This is a genomic window from Xenorhabdus khoisanae (assembly GCF_001037465.1).
Lineage (GTDB): Bacteria > Pseudomonadota > Gammaproteobacteria > Enterobacterales > Enterobacteriaceae > Xenorhabdus > Xenorhabdus khoisanae.
This window is the reverse complement of sequence record NZ_LFCV01000002.1, coordinates 66,105-81,096: the sequence shown is the minus strand read 5'-3', so window position 1 is coordinate 81,096 and position 14,992 is coordinate 66,105. Positions and strand designations below refer to the sequence as shown.

Annotated in this window: 13 protein-coding genes; all 13 read left to right on the top strand. The window is 45.0% G+C overall.

Going from position 1 to position 14,992, the window contains the following annotated elements:
- The first annotated feature begins 136 nt into the window (after positions 1 to 136).
- Positions 137 to 970: a MurR/RpiR family transcriptional regulator gene (locus AB204_RS00595; RefSeq protein WP_047961456.1), complete on the top strand. Its 834-nt coding sequence runs from the start codon at positions 137 to 139 to the stop codon at positions 968 to 970.
- A gap of 675 nt (positions 971 to 1,645) precedes the next feature.
- The gene (locus AB204_RS00590) at positions 1,646 to 2,095 is read left to right on the top strand and encodes a phage tail protein (protein WP_047961455.1); all 450 of its coding nucleotides are present in this window, start codon (positions 1,646 to 1,648) and stop codon (positions 2,093 to 2,095) included.
- 39 nt (positions 2,096 to 2,134) lie between these two features.
- Positions 2,135 to 3,202, top strand: a complete 1,068-nt coding sequence (locus AB204_RS00585; protein ID WP_047961454.1) for a phage tail sheath family protein — start codon at positions 2,135 to 2,137, stop codon at positions 3,200 to 3,202.
- A gap of 25 nt (positions 3,203 to 3,227) precedes the next feature.
- Positions 3,228 to 4,664 (top strand): phage tail sheath family protein, encoded by a 1,437-nt coding sequence (locus AB204_RS00580; protein ID WP_047961453.1) that lies wholly within the window; start codon positions 3,228 to 3,230, stop codon positions 4,662 to 4,664.
- A 66-nt stretch (positions 4,665 to 4,730) separates the two neighbouring features.
- On the top strand, positions 4,731 to 5,939 hold the full coding sequence (locus AB204_RS00575; protein ID WP_047961452.1) for a phage tail sheath family protein: 1,209 nt from the start codon (positions 4,731 to 4,733) through the stop codon (positions 5,937 to 5,939).
- A 15-nt stretch (positions 5,940 to 5,954) separates the two neighbouring features.
- Positions 5,955 to 6,413, top strand: coding sequence for a phage tail protein (locus AB204_RS00570; protein WP_047961451.1), 459 nt, complete (start codon positions 5,955 to 5,957; stop codon positions 6,411 to 6,413).
- Positions 6,410 to 6,607, top strand: a complete 198-nt coding sequence (locus AB204_RS00565) for a DUF5908 family protein (protein ID WP_047961450.1) — start codon at positions 6,410 to 6,412, stop codon at positions 6,605 to 6,607. The genes AB204_RS00570 and AB204_RS00565 overlap by 4 nt, the downstream gene beginning before the upstream one ends.
- Positions 6,604 to 7,290 (top strand): CIS tube protein, encoded by a 687-nt coding sequence (locus AB204_RS00560; protein ID WP_047961449.1) that lies wholly within the window; start codon positions 6,604 to 6,606, stop codon positions 7,288 to 7,290. The genes AB204_RS00565 and AB204_RS00560 overlap by 4 nt, the downstream gene beginning before the upstream one ends.
- Positions 7,290 to 8,906: a phage baseplate assembly protein V gene (locus AB204_RS00555; protein ID WP_047961448.1), complete on the top strand. Its 1,617-nt coding sequence runs from the start codon at positions 7,290 to 7,292 to the stop codon at positions 8,904 to 8,906. Before AB204_RS00560 ends, AB204_RS00555 begins: the two co-directional genes overlap by 1 nt.
- A 10-nt stretch (positions 8,907 to 8,916) precedes the next feature.
- Positions 8,917 to 9,339: a GPW/gp25 family protein gene (locus AB204_RS00550; RefSeq protein WP_047961447.1), complete on the top strand. Its 423-nt coding sequence runs from the start codon at positions 8,917 to 8,919 to the stop codon at positions 9,337 to 9,339.
- Positions 9,336 to 9,767, top strand: coding sequence for a hypothetical protein (locus AB204_RS00545; protein ID WP_047961446.1), 432 nt, complete (start codon positions 9,336 to 9,338; stop codon positions 9,765 to 9,767). Before AB204_RS00550 ends, AB204_RS00545 begins: the two co-directional genes overlap by 4 nt.
- 84 nt (positions 9,768 to 9,851) lie before the next feature.
- Positions 9,852 to 12,062: a baseplate J/gp47 family protein gene (locus AB204_RS00540; RefSeq protein ID WP_047961445.1), complete on the top strand. Its 2,211-nt coding sequence runs from the start codon at positions 9,852 to 9,854 to the stop codon at positions 12,060 to 12,062.
- Entirely contained in the window at positions 12,055 to 14,946 is a 2,892-nt protein-coding gene (locus AB204_RS00535; RefSeq protein ID WP_047961444.1) for a hypothetical protein, read from the top strand. Before AB204_RS00540 ends, AB204_RS00535 begins: the two co-directional genes overlap by 8 nt.
- Positions 14,947 to 14,992 lie beyond the last annotated feature (46 nt).

The following is a 14,992-nucleotide window of genomic DNA, read 5'->3' as shown; positions in this document are numbered from 1 at the left end:
AATGTGATCAACACGTTATTTTTATGCAATTATATTCATCATACAGTGGCAACTTGCGAATATCTTCGCCTGCATCAAGCATAATTGCCTGATGAACGAATTACCTGTTTCATTAAAATTTCTTTATGGAGGCATTATGTCTGCTGCATCTAACCTGAATGAACTTCAAGAGCAAGTACGCTCACGCTATGGTGAATTAAGTAAAAGATTACAACAGGTTGCAAGATATATACTGGATAATACGAACAGCGTTGCATTTGATACTGTTGCCGTTATCGCAAAAGAAGCTGACGTTCCGCCTTCCACTTTGATCCGCTTTGCCAATGCCTTTAATTTCAGTGGATTCAATGAAATGAAACAATTATTTCGCATGAATCTGGTGGAAGAAACCGCCAGCTATACCGATCGGGCACGCTTGTTCAAAGAATTAGACAGCGCTTATCAAATACCGGAAGAACCCCAACATATTTTGCAGGAATTTGCCCATTCCAATGCTCAGGCCATGCAACAACTCGCTGCCCGCACATCGGCAGAGGATTTAAATAAGGCGGTGAATTTGCTGGCAAGTGCGCACAATATTTACATTATTGGGCTGCGTCGCTCTTTCAGTGTTGCATCATACCTTGCTTATGCCCTCAGTCATCTCGAATGCCGCCCTATGTTGATCGATGGTTTAGGTGGTATGTTCCGCGAACAAATGAATATGGTCGGCCCCAAAGATGTTGTGGTATCCATCAGCTTTACGCCGTATGCAGAAGAAACCGTAATGGTAAGTGAAAGAGCGGCAAAGGCAGGGGCAAAACAAATTGTGATCACGGATAGCCAAATTAGCCCGCTGGCCAGTTTCAGCGATGTTTGCTTTGTCGTGAAGGAAGCACAGGTTGATGCGTTCCGTTCTCAATCGGCAACCTTGTGTTTAGTGCAATCATTGACAGTAGCACTGGCGTACCGGCAGGGTAATGCAAGTTGACGGTGCTGGCGATAAATATTATTGAAGGAATATCCGAATCTATACCCTTCGTCTTTCAAGTTGCCTCTTTGTTGGCTGCACTCACTCACCCCAGTCACATAGTTATCTATGCTCCTGGGGATTCGTTCCCTTGCCGCCGCGACGCAACTTGAAATCCATTGGGTATAAGTTAGTTAGAAATATTTGAATAGATAAAAATGGCGCAATTTTTAGAATTATCAAATTCCTGGATTGCGCCAAATTATGTCTTAAGAAATTTCTATAACCCCCAATTATCACATCTACACCTCCCTATTATTTATCTATTAACAACTTTAACATTCGATCTTTATTTAATCTTTATTTCACTATTAATATTTTACATTTTATCTATTAAATCATTTTTAACACGCATTAATTAAATGTCATTAAGCAATTCTTAAACAACTTCTTATTTTAAGAAAAATAAAATTGCATAAAAAGCAATTTGCATTATTGGCAATGTACTCATTATAAATTTTTCGGCACGATAAATATCGATATAAGCCTGATACAGCCACATACAATTTTTTCAGAGTGAAGTTTTTTTCAGAATGAAGTTTACTTTCATTTTGTGGCGGTAGCTTTATCTGAGCATATATTTTCTGCATCCTATTTAATCAATTACAACCATTTTTATTTAAAAAAGAGGCTACTATGTCTACAAGCACATCTCAGATTGCTGTTGAATACCCTATTCCTTCTTATCGTTTCGTTGTTTCCGTCGGAGATGAACATATTCCATTTAATAGTGTTTCAGGGCTGGATATTAATTATGAAACCATTGAATACCGTGATGGCGTGGGTAGTTGGTTTAAAATGCCGGGTCAGCGTCAGCCGATTAATATTACCCTGCGTAAAGGTGTTTTTCCGGGCAAAACTGAATTATTTGACTGGATTAATTCTATCCAACTTAATCAGGTTGAGAAAAAAGATATTTCCATTAGTTTAACCAATGACGCAGGCACTGAATTATTAATGACCTGGAATGTTGCTAATGCTTTCCCTACCTCATTGACGTCTCCTTCCTTTGATGCCACCAGCAATGATATTGCCGTTCAGGAAATTACCCTGACAGCCGATCGCGTCACCATGCAGGCTGTTTGAGGCATTAATAGTTAATCATTTCGTATAAAGGATTTTTTTATGACAACCGTTACCAGTTATCCTGGCGTTTATATTGAAGAATTAAATAGCCTGGCATTATCCGTATCAAATAGTGCCACCGCCGTTCCTGTTTTTGCAGTGAACAAAGAAAACAAACAGATTAATGAAGAGACTGCACACCGAATTAATTCCTGGATGGATTATCTTAATCTGGTAGGCAACTTTGACAATGAGGATAAATTGTCAGTTTCTCTGCGGGCTTATTTTACCAATGGCGGGGGTTATTGTTATCTCATCAAAACCCCAAATTTAGAAAAACTTATTCCAACCTTAGATGATGTCACTTTGCTGGTTGCGGCAGGTGAAGATATTAAAACAGCCGCGGCAACTTTATGTCAGCCGGGAAAAGGGTTATTTGCCATTTTTGATGGCCCTGAAGAAGCGTTGACCATCGCGAATGCAGAAACAGTCAAGAACAAATATGACGCCACCGCGTTCGCCGCAGTTTACTACCCGTGGCTGAAAACGGATTGGGCAAAAATCACCATTCCACCGAGTGCGGTTATGGCAGGCGTTTACGCCTCCGTCGATCTCTCCCGTGGCGTGTGGAAAGCTCCCGCCAATATCGCATTGAAAGGCGGACTGGAACCTGCATTTTTGATCACGGATGAAGTTCAGAGTGCATATAACTCCGGTCGTGCCATCAATATGATTCGGAATTTCAGCAATACCGGTGCCACCGTTTGGGGAGCAAGGACGCTGGAAGATAATGACAACTGGCGCTATGTCCCTGTGCGTCGCTTATTCAATACCGTCGAGCGGGATGTTAAGCGCGCTATGAGCTTTGCCATGTTTGAACCTAACAGCCAACCAACGTGGGAACGTGTCAGGGCGGCAATCAGCAATTACCTTCATAGCCTGTGGCAACAAGGGGGATTGGCTGGCAGCAAAGAAGAAGATGCCTATTTCGTGCAGATTGGCAAAGGAATTACGATGACGCCAGACCAAATTAATCAGGGACAAATGATAGTAAAAATCGGCCTGGCGGCCGTTCGACCGGCAGAATTTATCATCCTCCAGTTTACGCAAGATGTAGAACAGCGTTAATCACATTAATTGATGAGGAATTATCATGCCAGCTAATCTAAAAACGCCCGGCGTTTATATTGAAGAAGATGCTTCCCTTGCATTATCGGTCAGCAACAGTCCCACTGCCGTGCCTGTTTTTATTGGTAAGTTCACCCCAAAAACTGCGGAGCCAACCCAAACCTGTATTCGTATCAGCAATTGGCTTGAATTTACTTCCTCTTTTTCTTTGGCACCAGTGACAGAAATTGTCATCCGCTCTAGTCTTGAAGCCTCTTCTGATGGCGCAACAAAAAAAGAACAGGCCAAAAAAGAAAAAGTCGAAAATAAAGAGACCGCAACCCAAGAAACTCCCAAAGTTCAAACTCTCTCGGCAGCCGAAGAAGAACCCAAAAAATGGATTCACAATATTGAGAGAGTCAATCTATCTCAAGCCGTAGAAGCCTTGAAGCTCTATTTTCAAAATGGAGGCGGGGCTTGTTATATCTACCCATTAAACAATATTAATGGCGAGTCGGCTCTGGACCCCATTCCTAAGGTGATAGAACAAAAAGGGGATATCACTCTGTTGGTTTGTCCAGAAGAAGATCAGGGTTATAAAAACAGAGTCTACAGTGCAGTCAGCCCCCTATTGAATAGTGATAACAAAAAAGTGGGCTATTTCCTGATTGCAGATAGCCTTGATGGTAAATCGGTGTCTGGCATGGCAAATAGCACCAAGATCGCCGCCTATTATCCTCAGTTGGAAACAAACCTGAAATTCTCCACCTTGCCCGACGATCAGAACATTGTTATCAGTGGTTATGAGAACGCATCAGGCAAGGACAAGCTGAAAACTCTGGATAAACTTAGGGAAACAGATAAAGCGCTGGCACAAGAAATTGATATCAGATTGCAAGAAATACAACAAGATAATCTCACCCTTTCACCCAGTGCTGCCATCGCAGGAATTTATTGCCAAACTGATAGCCAGCGTGGCGTCTGGAAAGCTCCCGCCAACGTTGCACTCAGCGGAATCAAAGGTCTGACTGATAAAGTCGATGACGAACGGCAAGGCACCATGAATGAGAATGGCATCAATGTCATCCGTTCATTTACCGGCCGTGGCTTGATGGTTTGGGGGGCGCGTACTTATGCTCAGAACGGTGAGATCAACTGGCGTTACATTCCTGTCCGTCGCCTGTTCAATTCCGTTGAACGTGATATCCGTCAGGCACTGCGTGCCGTGTTATTTGAAACCAATAATCAACCGACATGGATGCGCGCCAAGGCTGCCGTTGACCAATATCTTTATGCCCTCTGGCAAAAAAATGCCCTGATGGGGAACAGCCCGGAAGAGGCTTATTTTGTCCATATCGGTCAGGATATCACCATGTCTGATGCAGATATCAAACAAGGCAAAATGATCATGAAAGTAGGTCTGGCCGCAGTGCGACCGGCTGAATTTATCGTCCTGCAATTTACGCAGGATGTCGCTCAGTAATCTCCGTGATTAAACACCGGGCACTGTATTAACAGTGCCTATCTCACCCAATTAAAGGAGATGATGATGGAAAGAATTCAACCGGGCGTGACCTTGACAGAAAGTATAATTACCACAGGCCAGCAAGAGATACCCAGCGCAGTGCCGGTATTTATTGGCTATACCGTCCGCAATCAACAACAAGCAAAAACCGCAGTTCGTATCGACAATCTGGCGGAATATACCCAGCGATTTGGCGACGATCATCTGATGGCATTGGCGGTAAGGCACTATTTCGATAATGGCGGACAACGGGCTTTTGTTTTGCCACTGTCAGGAAATATGCCCTCAGCAAACATGACCCAAGCGGAAGCCGAAGCACTGATGGCGGCATTAAGCTCTGACATGGTGCAAGAAGCCATTGGTGGGGAAACGCAGATCACCCTGATTTTGGCACCGGATATCGCCCGACTGAATGACAATGTGACTGATGAGCAACAAACTTTAGTCAATTTGTGGTCTCAGGGTTGGAGTACACTGCTGCAACTAAGCCAGATCCGCACGAATCTCTTTGTGCTGCTGGATGCGCCGGATGAGGTTGAACAGGCACGGCAATGTCTGGAAGGTCTCTCGTCAGAGTATCGCCAATGGGGAGCCGCTTATTGGCCTCGTCTGGAAACCACTTATCAGGCTACATCCAGTTCCAAAAATATTATGCTCTCCCCCACTGCCGCTATCGCAGCACTTATCCAACACACGGATAGCGAAGTTGGTGTATGGAAAGCGCCAGCCAATATTGCCCTGTCTCAGGTTATCCGGCCGGTTAAGTCGTATCTTCAAGGGAGTGTACTGTTTGACACCAATGGCACTTCGCTCAATGTGATCCGCACTTTCCCCGGCAAAGGCATACGCGTATGGGGATGCCGCACACTGGAAAACACAGATAACACGCAGTGGCGTTACCTACAAACACGACGTCTGGTTTCTTATGTCACCGTACATTTGGCGCAATTAGCCCGTATGTACATCTTTGAACCTAATAACGAACTGACGTGGATGAAATGCAAGGGACAAAGTTACAACTGGCTACGGCAACTGTGGTTACAGGGTGGCTTGTACGGCTCACGGGAAGATGAGGCATTTACTGTGCTGTTAGGCGTCAATGAAACGATGACCGAAGAGGATATTCGTGCCGGGAAAATGATAATGAAAGTCGCCTTAGCCGTATTGTCTCCCGCGGAATTTATCGAGATCAGTTTGGTATTTGATACCCAAACGGGCGCGCTTTTGTCTTAAAAAGGAAAGAGCACAATGAACGATTATTACACCCCCGTGGTATCCCACCGTTTTATGGCGAGCTTTATTTTTAATGGCATTCCTGATCCACTGGATATCCGTTTTCAACGTATTTCCGGCCTGAACCGGGAACTTCAGGTCACCCAGCACAGCCAAGGCGGTGAAAACGCCCGCAATAACTATCTGGCTGAAAAAATCCAACACGGCACATTAACGCTGGAGCGCGGTGTGATGACGGTTTCTCCTTTGACCTGGATGTTTGACCGTGTATTGCGTGGAGAAAATATCGCCTATGCGGATGTGGTGATTATGCTGTTAAACGAAAATTCGCTGCCCTTGTCCAGTTGGACGCTGAGCAATGCCTTACCGGTACGCTGGCAGACCAGCGATTTTGACGCGAACAGTAATGCCATTCTGGTGAATACCCTTGAATTGCGTTATCAGGATATGTGCTGGCTGGGAGTCAAAGTATGACCGTCGAAATCAGAGAATTAATTATTCAGGCAAAAGTGGTTTCATCATCACCAATACTCCCAACACAAGCAACTGAATCACATCAACAAAGCCATTCTTTGATTCAGGAAAGTCTGGATGAGGCAGCTTTAGTTGAAAAAATTAAACGCGAAGTGCTGGCTGCATTACGCGATGAGGAAGGATGGCGCCCATGAGTTTAATTGAACGTGGTTTAGCGAAGCTGACGATTAACGCTTATAAAGACAGGGAAGGAAAAATACGGGCTGGCACCATTCAGGCCATGTATAACCCTGATTCCCTGCAACTGGATTACCAAACGGATTACCAACAATCCCAGGCAATTAATAGCGAAAAGCAGAGCAGCATTTATGTACAGGCCAAGCCTGCCGGGTTATCCCTTGAGCTGATTTTTGACGCCACAATGCCGGGCAACAAAACCCCTGTTGAAGCTCAGTTAATGCAGCTCAAGCAGTTGTGCAGCGTGGATGCCACCAGTAACGAAACGCGGTTCCTGCAAATCAAATGGGGAAAAATGCGTTGGGAAAACCGCGGCTATTTTGCTGGCAGGGCGAAAGGTTTGTCTGTGAATTACACCTTGTTTGATCGTGATGCCACGCCATTGCGGGCGCGGGTCATCCTGACATTGGTGGCGGATGAAAGTCTGGTCTTACAGGAGACAGAGCAAAACCTGAAATCGCCGGCGAAAATTGCCTTACGGGTACAGGATGGTGTTTCGCTGGCCCTGATGGCGGCAAGCACCGCATCAACGCTGTCTGGTGGTGTTGATTACCTGACGCTGGCCTGGCAAAACGGTCTGGATAATCTTAACGGATTTGTACCGGGTGAGATATTGCAGGCCACCAGAGGAGATGCCTGATGAGCCATCAACTGAAAATCATTGCCGATGGCAAGGCACTGTCTTTGCTGGCCGCCGTTGATGTCGATACTTACTGCCGCGTTAACAGCATCCCTTCCGCAACGCTGAAACTCAGCCTGCCGGACAGCCCTCTTTCCTCTTTCAGCCAAACGGATGTACAGGCAGAACTGGCCCATTGTCAGGCAGGGAAAACCCTGCGTCTGGAATTGACTGACAGCGGCAGAAAATCAGTGCTGTTTAACGGCCTGATTACCCGTAACTCTTTGAAGATAAAAAACAAGCAATTATTGCTTACTTTGGTTGTCCGACATCGGTTGCAACTGATGGCAGATACTCAGCACTCACAACTGTTTAAGGCCAGTAATGAAAAAACCATTCTGAACACCTTATTGAATCAGGCGGGTATCAAGGCTCGTTTTGAGCGGATAGACGCACTGGATCAAAAACATGAACAGATGGTGCAATTTCGCTGTTCAGACTGGCGTTTTCTGTTGTGCCGACTATCGGCAACCGGCGTATGGCTGTTACCCACGACAGAAGGTGCTCAGCTTGTCCAGCCTAACACCCTGAAATCCAACCCAACCCATACCCTGAAAAGCCGGGGAGATGAGAAAAAAGATATCATCGTCAAGGATGCCAACTGGCAGTTTGATAACCATCTTAACCCTGCTTCGCTGGAAGTCAGCGGCTGGGATATCAGTAAACAGCAAGAATTATCAGGTGGTCGCCACGGCAGTGTTGCCATGGGCAAAGCCGCACTTTCTCCTGACAGGCTGGCGTCTTTAAATAAAACAAGCTGGGACATTCGCTACAGCAGCCCGTTAACCACCCAAGAGAGTGGCTATCTGGCACAGGGACTGTTGTTGAATCAGCGCATTTCTGGTGTTACAGGCGAATTCCTGCTTAAAGGTGATGGACGTTATCAGTTAGGGGACAACATTCAATTAACGGGATTTGGTTCACAGCTGGATGGAACAGCAAGCATTACTGCGGTTCGCCATCGTTTTAACCGGCGAATTGATTGGGAAACCACTTTAAGCATTGGCTTACCACAGGAATATCTGCCGATGCTACCCGATGCCACCGGACTCCATATTGCGACAGTCGCGAAGTATCAGCAGGACAAGGCAGCCCTGAACCGCATTCCGATTATTCTGCCGGTACTGAATCGTCCGAATGAATTCTTGTGGGCCAGATTAGGGAAACCTTACGCCAGCCACGAAAGTGGTTTCTGTTTTTACCCAGAACCCGGTGACGAAGTGATTGTCGGCTTTTTTGAAAATGATCCTCGTTATCCGGTGATTCTGGGGGCAATGCACAACCCGAAAAATAAAGCGCCTTTAGAACCCACCCAGGATAATCAGGAAAAAGTCTTGGTGGTGAAAAAAGGAGAAATCCAACAACAAATCATGATTAATCGCAAAGAGAAAACTATTCAAATGAGTGCAGGAGAAAACCAGATAATGCTCCAGCAGGATAAAGATATTTCGCTGTCAACGAAAAAAGAATTAACACTGAAAGCGCAGACCATGAATGCCGAAATGGAGAAATCACTCAATATTTCTGGCAAAAACAGTGTTGAGATCAAAGGCAGCAAAATTAATCTTACCCAATGAAAGGTGAACAATGGAAAACCAAATACTGACACAGCTTTATGGTCGTGGCTGGGCTTTTCCTCCCGTCTTTTCCCTTGAAAAGGGGGTGGAAATGGCTGAGGGGACAGAAGATGTGCGCCAAAGTTTGCATATTCTGTTCAGTACTGAGCCGGGGGAACGCCTGATGCGCGAAAATTACGGCTGTGGATTAAATGATTTTATGTTTGAAAATATCCGCAACGAACTGTTTGCTGAAATTGAATCCCATATCCATGACAGCGTATTACGTTATGAATCACGGGCAGATATTACCGATATCCAAGTTCGTCAGTCGCCAAATAGCAAAAATACCTTGCAAGTGCAGGTGATGTATCGCCTGCGGGGCAGCGATATCAATCAGCAAATTCAAGGAACACTGGCGCTGGGTGAAGGCCAGGGAATGGAGGTGGTATGAGTGAACCCATTGTAACTGACGGCGACACATTACAGTTTGAGCCCCAATTTGAGAGTCGAAAGGTGAACATTCCCGGATTGATTAAAATCAATGGAACAGGTCATGCACAGGTCAACGGCAAAAAAGTTTGCATTTTGGGAGACGAGAAACGGGTTACTGTTTCTGCAACTTATACCACAACAACTCATATGACACCGGGAACTGGCACCATTACTATCACGGCGTTAGATAGCAGCCAGCAAGCCCTTCAATGTACCAGTGATGCTGCTTTAATTATCAAAGGGAAAAAATTTACGGCCATATTTACGCCTCAATCACCAGCCATAAATGGTAATGTGAATCCACCTCAACCTGATCCTAATTACCCAAGCCCTTCATCAGGCAAAGGCAGTTTTATCACCCAACAAAACTTTGCCACTGTGAATTAAGGCATTGGCTGAATTAAATAGAAATTAAAGGGTGTGAATAAGTATTTATTCACAGAGGAATCGCTGTGCCACACAGGTGATATTATGGAATTAACTGAGTTAAATAAAAAATTGTCAGATTTGGTGCCGATGAGCGATTTTAAATTAGATAGCCGAACCAGTTTGCAATTACTCCAATATATTGAGGAGTACACTAAAATAATTCCCTTTAATCAAACCGATAAGCATTGGAATGATTTTTTCTTTAAGAAAGATAGTACGCCAGAGAAACTGGCCGAATTATATCAAGGGAAAATCGAAGCCAATGGGAATTTATTACCTCATCAAGCTTTTCTACTAGCGGTATTACGATTACTGGAAACACCAATATCCTTATTGAATACCTTACCGGCGGCGCATCGCAATCTCTATTATCGGGCGCTTTTGGGGCTATCTCCCCGTCCGGCTCGACCTGATCAAGTTGCCTTATCTGTAGAACTGAATACCACAGTCACAGAACAACTACTCACTAAAGGCACTTTATTTGAAGCAGGGCAAGATGAACACGGCAATGCCTTGCAATATGCGCTGGATACCAGTTTGCTGGCAAACCGTGGCTATATTAGTGAATTGCGCTGGCTCCGTAAAAAAGAACAACAGCAATGGATCACCGCGACTCCCTGGAATTCACAGGCACAATTATCATTGCCATCTGGTGGAATACGGTTATTCAGTGAAACTGATTTGGATAAATCGGTACTGGGCGGGATGTTGATCACTTCCAAACATCTGGCGATGGAAGAAGGAGCAAGAGAGATAACGATTACCTTTGATAAGGACATGGATAGCCAGAATTTGGTGGCACAAATCAGAAGTGGTAATCAATGGCTAACTTTACAAGTTGAGAAAAATACAGCTGAGAGAAATAAAAAAGAAGTCATAATGATGCTGGCAGATAAAGAGCCAGCAACCCGTGCACCAGAGGATCTGGATAACCTGATTTTCAGTGAGCCAGTACTCAGGCTACAGGGAAAAAACAGCCAACCACTGCCTACAGTCACCGCACTAAAGGTGCAAAAAACAACTATAGATAAAGCTTCATTCAAGACATTTCACTTAACCCCCTTTGGTTATAGCCCTGAAATTGAACCATTGGAAGAAAACCCCGCATTATACCTTGGTATCACTGACGTCAAGCCGGGACAAACCCTATCGCTGTATTGGAAATTAAAATCGCCACAGCAACCCGAAAACGTTTTCTGGTATTACCTGAATAATAAGAATCAATGGGTTGCATTAGATGCGTGGGTCAAAGATGAAACCAAATATCTGTATCAAGATGGCATCTGGCAAGTTGTATTGCCTGCGGATGCTTCTGCTTCTGCTGAAGAAATTACCCGGATGCCAACAGGGCGCTATTGGTTAAAGGCAGTCATGGTTATCCCCACACACAAAGGTTCATGGGGAAAAACTCCTTGGTTAGACGGCTTGATCTATAACGCCATGACAGCGACATTAACGAATGCCGATAGCATCAGCAACAGCCATTTCTTGACGCCATTACCGGCAGACACTATTCAACGTCCCGTTGAGCCTATCATGGAGGTGGCTTCGATCAGTCAGCCTTGGCCGTCGTGGAATGGGCGTGTACCGGAATCCTACAGCGCTTTTTTTGCACGGGGAGCTCAACATCTGTCCCACCGTAACCGCGCCTTAACCTGGGGCAATATGGCGACACTGTTAAAAGAGCGTTATGTCAGCATTTTTGATGTTAAGTACCCCGGCCATGATGAACTCACGCGAGTCCCCGCACTGGAGAAACAGCAACTGACCATCATTCCGGCTAACCAATACAACGACAGCGATGATCCTTTGCGTCCGGTGTTAAACCCTGCCCGCCTGCAAGGAATGGCCGAATGGTTACAGCAAAAAGGCTCTCCATGGGCTGAGATTGAGATCAGCAATCCTCAATACATTGATGTAAAAATCAATTACAACGTGATTTTTAAGCCGGATGTTAACGAAGATTTTGGTTATCGCCAGCTACGACAGCAACTCAGCGAGACATATATGCCCTGGAGCGTCGATGAGAAACGCCCCGTCACGCTGAATAACAGCATTAGTTATTACCAATTACTGGCAACTATCCAACAGCAGCCGCTGGTTGAGCGGGTCACTTGTCTGACGCTGCGTCGGTCGGAAGCGGCTAAAGACAGTGATATCACCGCATCAGTGGAAGCCAAAGATAATGAAGTGCTGATTTTGGTCTGGGAAGCAGATGACAAGCTGCAATGCCGAGGAAATAACTATGAGTAATCAAGATGCACTATTTCACAGTGTGAAAGACGATATTCACTTTGATACCTTGCTGGAACAGGCTCATCAGGTGGTTGAGCAACAGGCAGGAAAATTGTGGAGCGACACAGCGGAACACGATCCCGGTATCACCTTTCTGGAAGGACTCAGTTACGGTGTGTCAGATTTAGCTTACCGTCATACTCTTCCTCCGACAGACTTACTGACCCCTGCCCCTAATGAGCAGAAACAGCAAGATGGAATTTTTCCCGCTGAATTTGGCCCCCACAATACACTGACTTGTGGGCCAATCACCACTGATGATTATCGGAAGGCATTACTTGATCTGCATAGCAGTGACTGGACAGGAGCAAAGCCAGAGTCAGAACAGGACAAAGGGGATTTTCTGTTCCGTAACGTGCAACTGGTACGTGAACCGGAAACACAACGCTATACCTATTGGTATGATGCCACCAAAAGGGAATATAGCTTTGTCGAGCGTAAAGATGCGAAAAAGTTTACCCTGCGGGGAAATTATTGGCTTTATCTGGAACCGACCCGTCGTACTCAGGAGAATTTGGATAATGCTACCCAACAATTAATCGATTTTTTGACTCAAAACCGCAATATTGGTGAATTGGTCAGTCAGAGAATCTGGACAAAACCGGTTGATTTTCCGCTATTACTGGATATTGAACTGGATGACGATGTGCAAAATGTCGCTGGTATTTTTGCTGCCGTCTATAGCACAGCAGAACAGTATCTGATGCCTGAGGCGCAGCGTTTCAGTACCGAAACACTACAAGATGCGGAAATGCGTAATGATGAAATCTTTGAAGGACCACGATTAGAACATGGCTGGATCCCTGAATTGCCGACAGCCCGTGATTATACCAAACGGCTCAAGCTCAATCTTAGCCGGCTGGTCAATAAGCTGCTTGAGATTAAGGGAATACAGAATGTAAATCGTCTTCGACTGAATGAAAATTTTGATAAGACCCTGATTGAGCCGATTAAAGGGGATAGCTGGTCATGGTCAATAAAAGAAGGCTACTACCCTCGTTTGTGGGGTAAAGATCCGATTCATCAATTGGCACAACATGATGGCCCACTGAGGGTGATCGCCAAAGGTGGGATCAGCGTTACGGTTGATGAAAACAGCATTCGAAAAAGTTTATCCTTATCCCATCCTCCTCTTATTCAGAATAAACCTGTGCTATTGGCTTATGGTCGGCATCGCGATGTGGGTCGCTATTACCCCGTCAGCGATACGTTGCCCGCTTGCTACAAATTACAGCAGCCTTTATCTGAAAGTGAACATGCGCAACGCCTGTTATCACTTCATCAATTTATGCTGCCATTTGAACAATTGTTGGCTTGCGGCTGCCAGCAAATTGCCATGCTGCCAAAATTGTTGGCTTTTAAGCGTGAGGGATATGAAGTTTGGGGTGATCAATGGCCATTTAAGCCGGGTTCTGTCAATGATGATGCCCACCAAAATTACGCTTACGAATTAAAGAAAGTACTAAAAGAGATTGCACACGATAACGATCACGAATTGGATATTGTCAATTATCTGCTCGGATACTTTGGCACTCAGCGAGCACCACGTACCTTTACCACCAACATCAGTGATTTTCGTGCCGTGCAACAAGGCTATCTGGCTCAACAACCGACATTAACTTATCACCGAGCCAATATTCGGATCGATCAAGTTTCGTCGCTACAAAAGCGCATTGCTGCCCGTATGGGGTTAGGGGGTGAATTATTTAAACCAAAGCCTGACTTGAGCAAACTGCCTTTTTATCTGGTAGAACATCGGGCATTGCTGCCAGTCAAACCCAACAGCCAGTTTGATGAAGAGCAGAAGCCAGATTCGGTGACAGAAGAAAGGAACTATCAAAATGATCAATATTACTTGGTGATTAAGCAAGCCGGTATTGATGGAAAACTGATACAGGGACAGGTAATTGATTTAGTTCTCTATGAAGGAGAACAGAACGAAAACCGATTTACCGTGCGTGGTCAAATGATCACTAAAACCACAGGAGATCAGTTTTGGCTGGACGTGAGCAACAGTACTCAACTGGAATACAATCTGGAACGGGTAATGACCGCCGCCAAAGGGAAAAAACTCGTCTGGCAAAATAGCCCGGTATGGATGGAAGATATGAACTACCGGCTGGCCTATGATAGTGATCAATCCTCATTGCCTGAAAACCAGCGGCGCCTGACCCGCACAGCACAAACCCCCTTCCCGGCCCTGATTGCCGCAGGTAATGAAATTACCCTGACAAAACAGTTGGGGGGAGTGGGTTTGGAGCAAGAATCTTCTAATGAATCAGAAAAATTATATGCAAAAGTTGTCAGCTTTGATCGCATCAAGGGAACTTTGATTATTGAGCGTCAGAAACATTCTACACTGGCATTCCCTGCCGCAGAAGAAGCCTGGCGGCACAGTTGGCATTTTTCGGGTAAGGAATATGAAAATACGGACCGTTTCTCATTTGTGATTAGCGTGGTGGTAAATAGTGATTTAATTAAATCACGTGAGCTCAAAGTTGATCCATATCAATTGGAAGAGTGGGTTAAGGAAACTATTCTCACCGAATTCCCTGCCCATATTTCCATGATTATTCACTGGATGGATCGGGAGCCATTTTTAAACTTCGGCAATACGTATCAACGTTGGCAAAATAATGGCGCACCATTAGGGGATGCCGCTTATTCGATTCTGGAAAGTTTGACGCTGGGTAAATTACCTTCCGCTTTCAAAGGAATTGGGTCAATGCGTATTGCCACACCACATCAGAGAGAGGAAGTTGTTGGTAAGAATGGTGAACAATGGAATACCAATAGAATAAAACAAAACGAATTATTCTATATTCCGAAAGAGAAAGAATAAAAAACAATTAGCGACTAACCAACATTTTAAATTAAAAATATTTTAT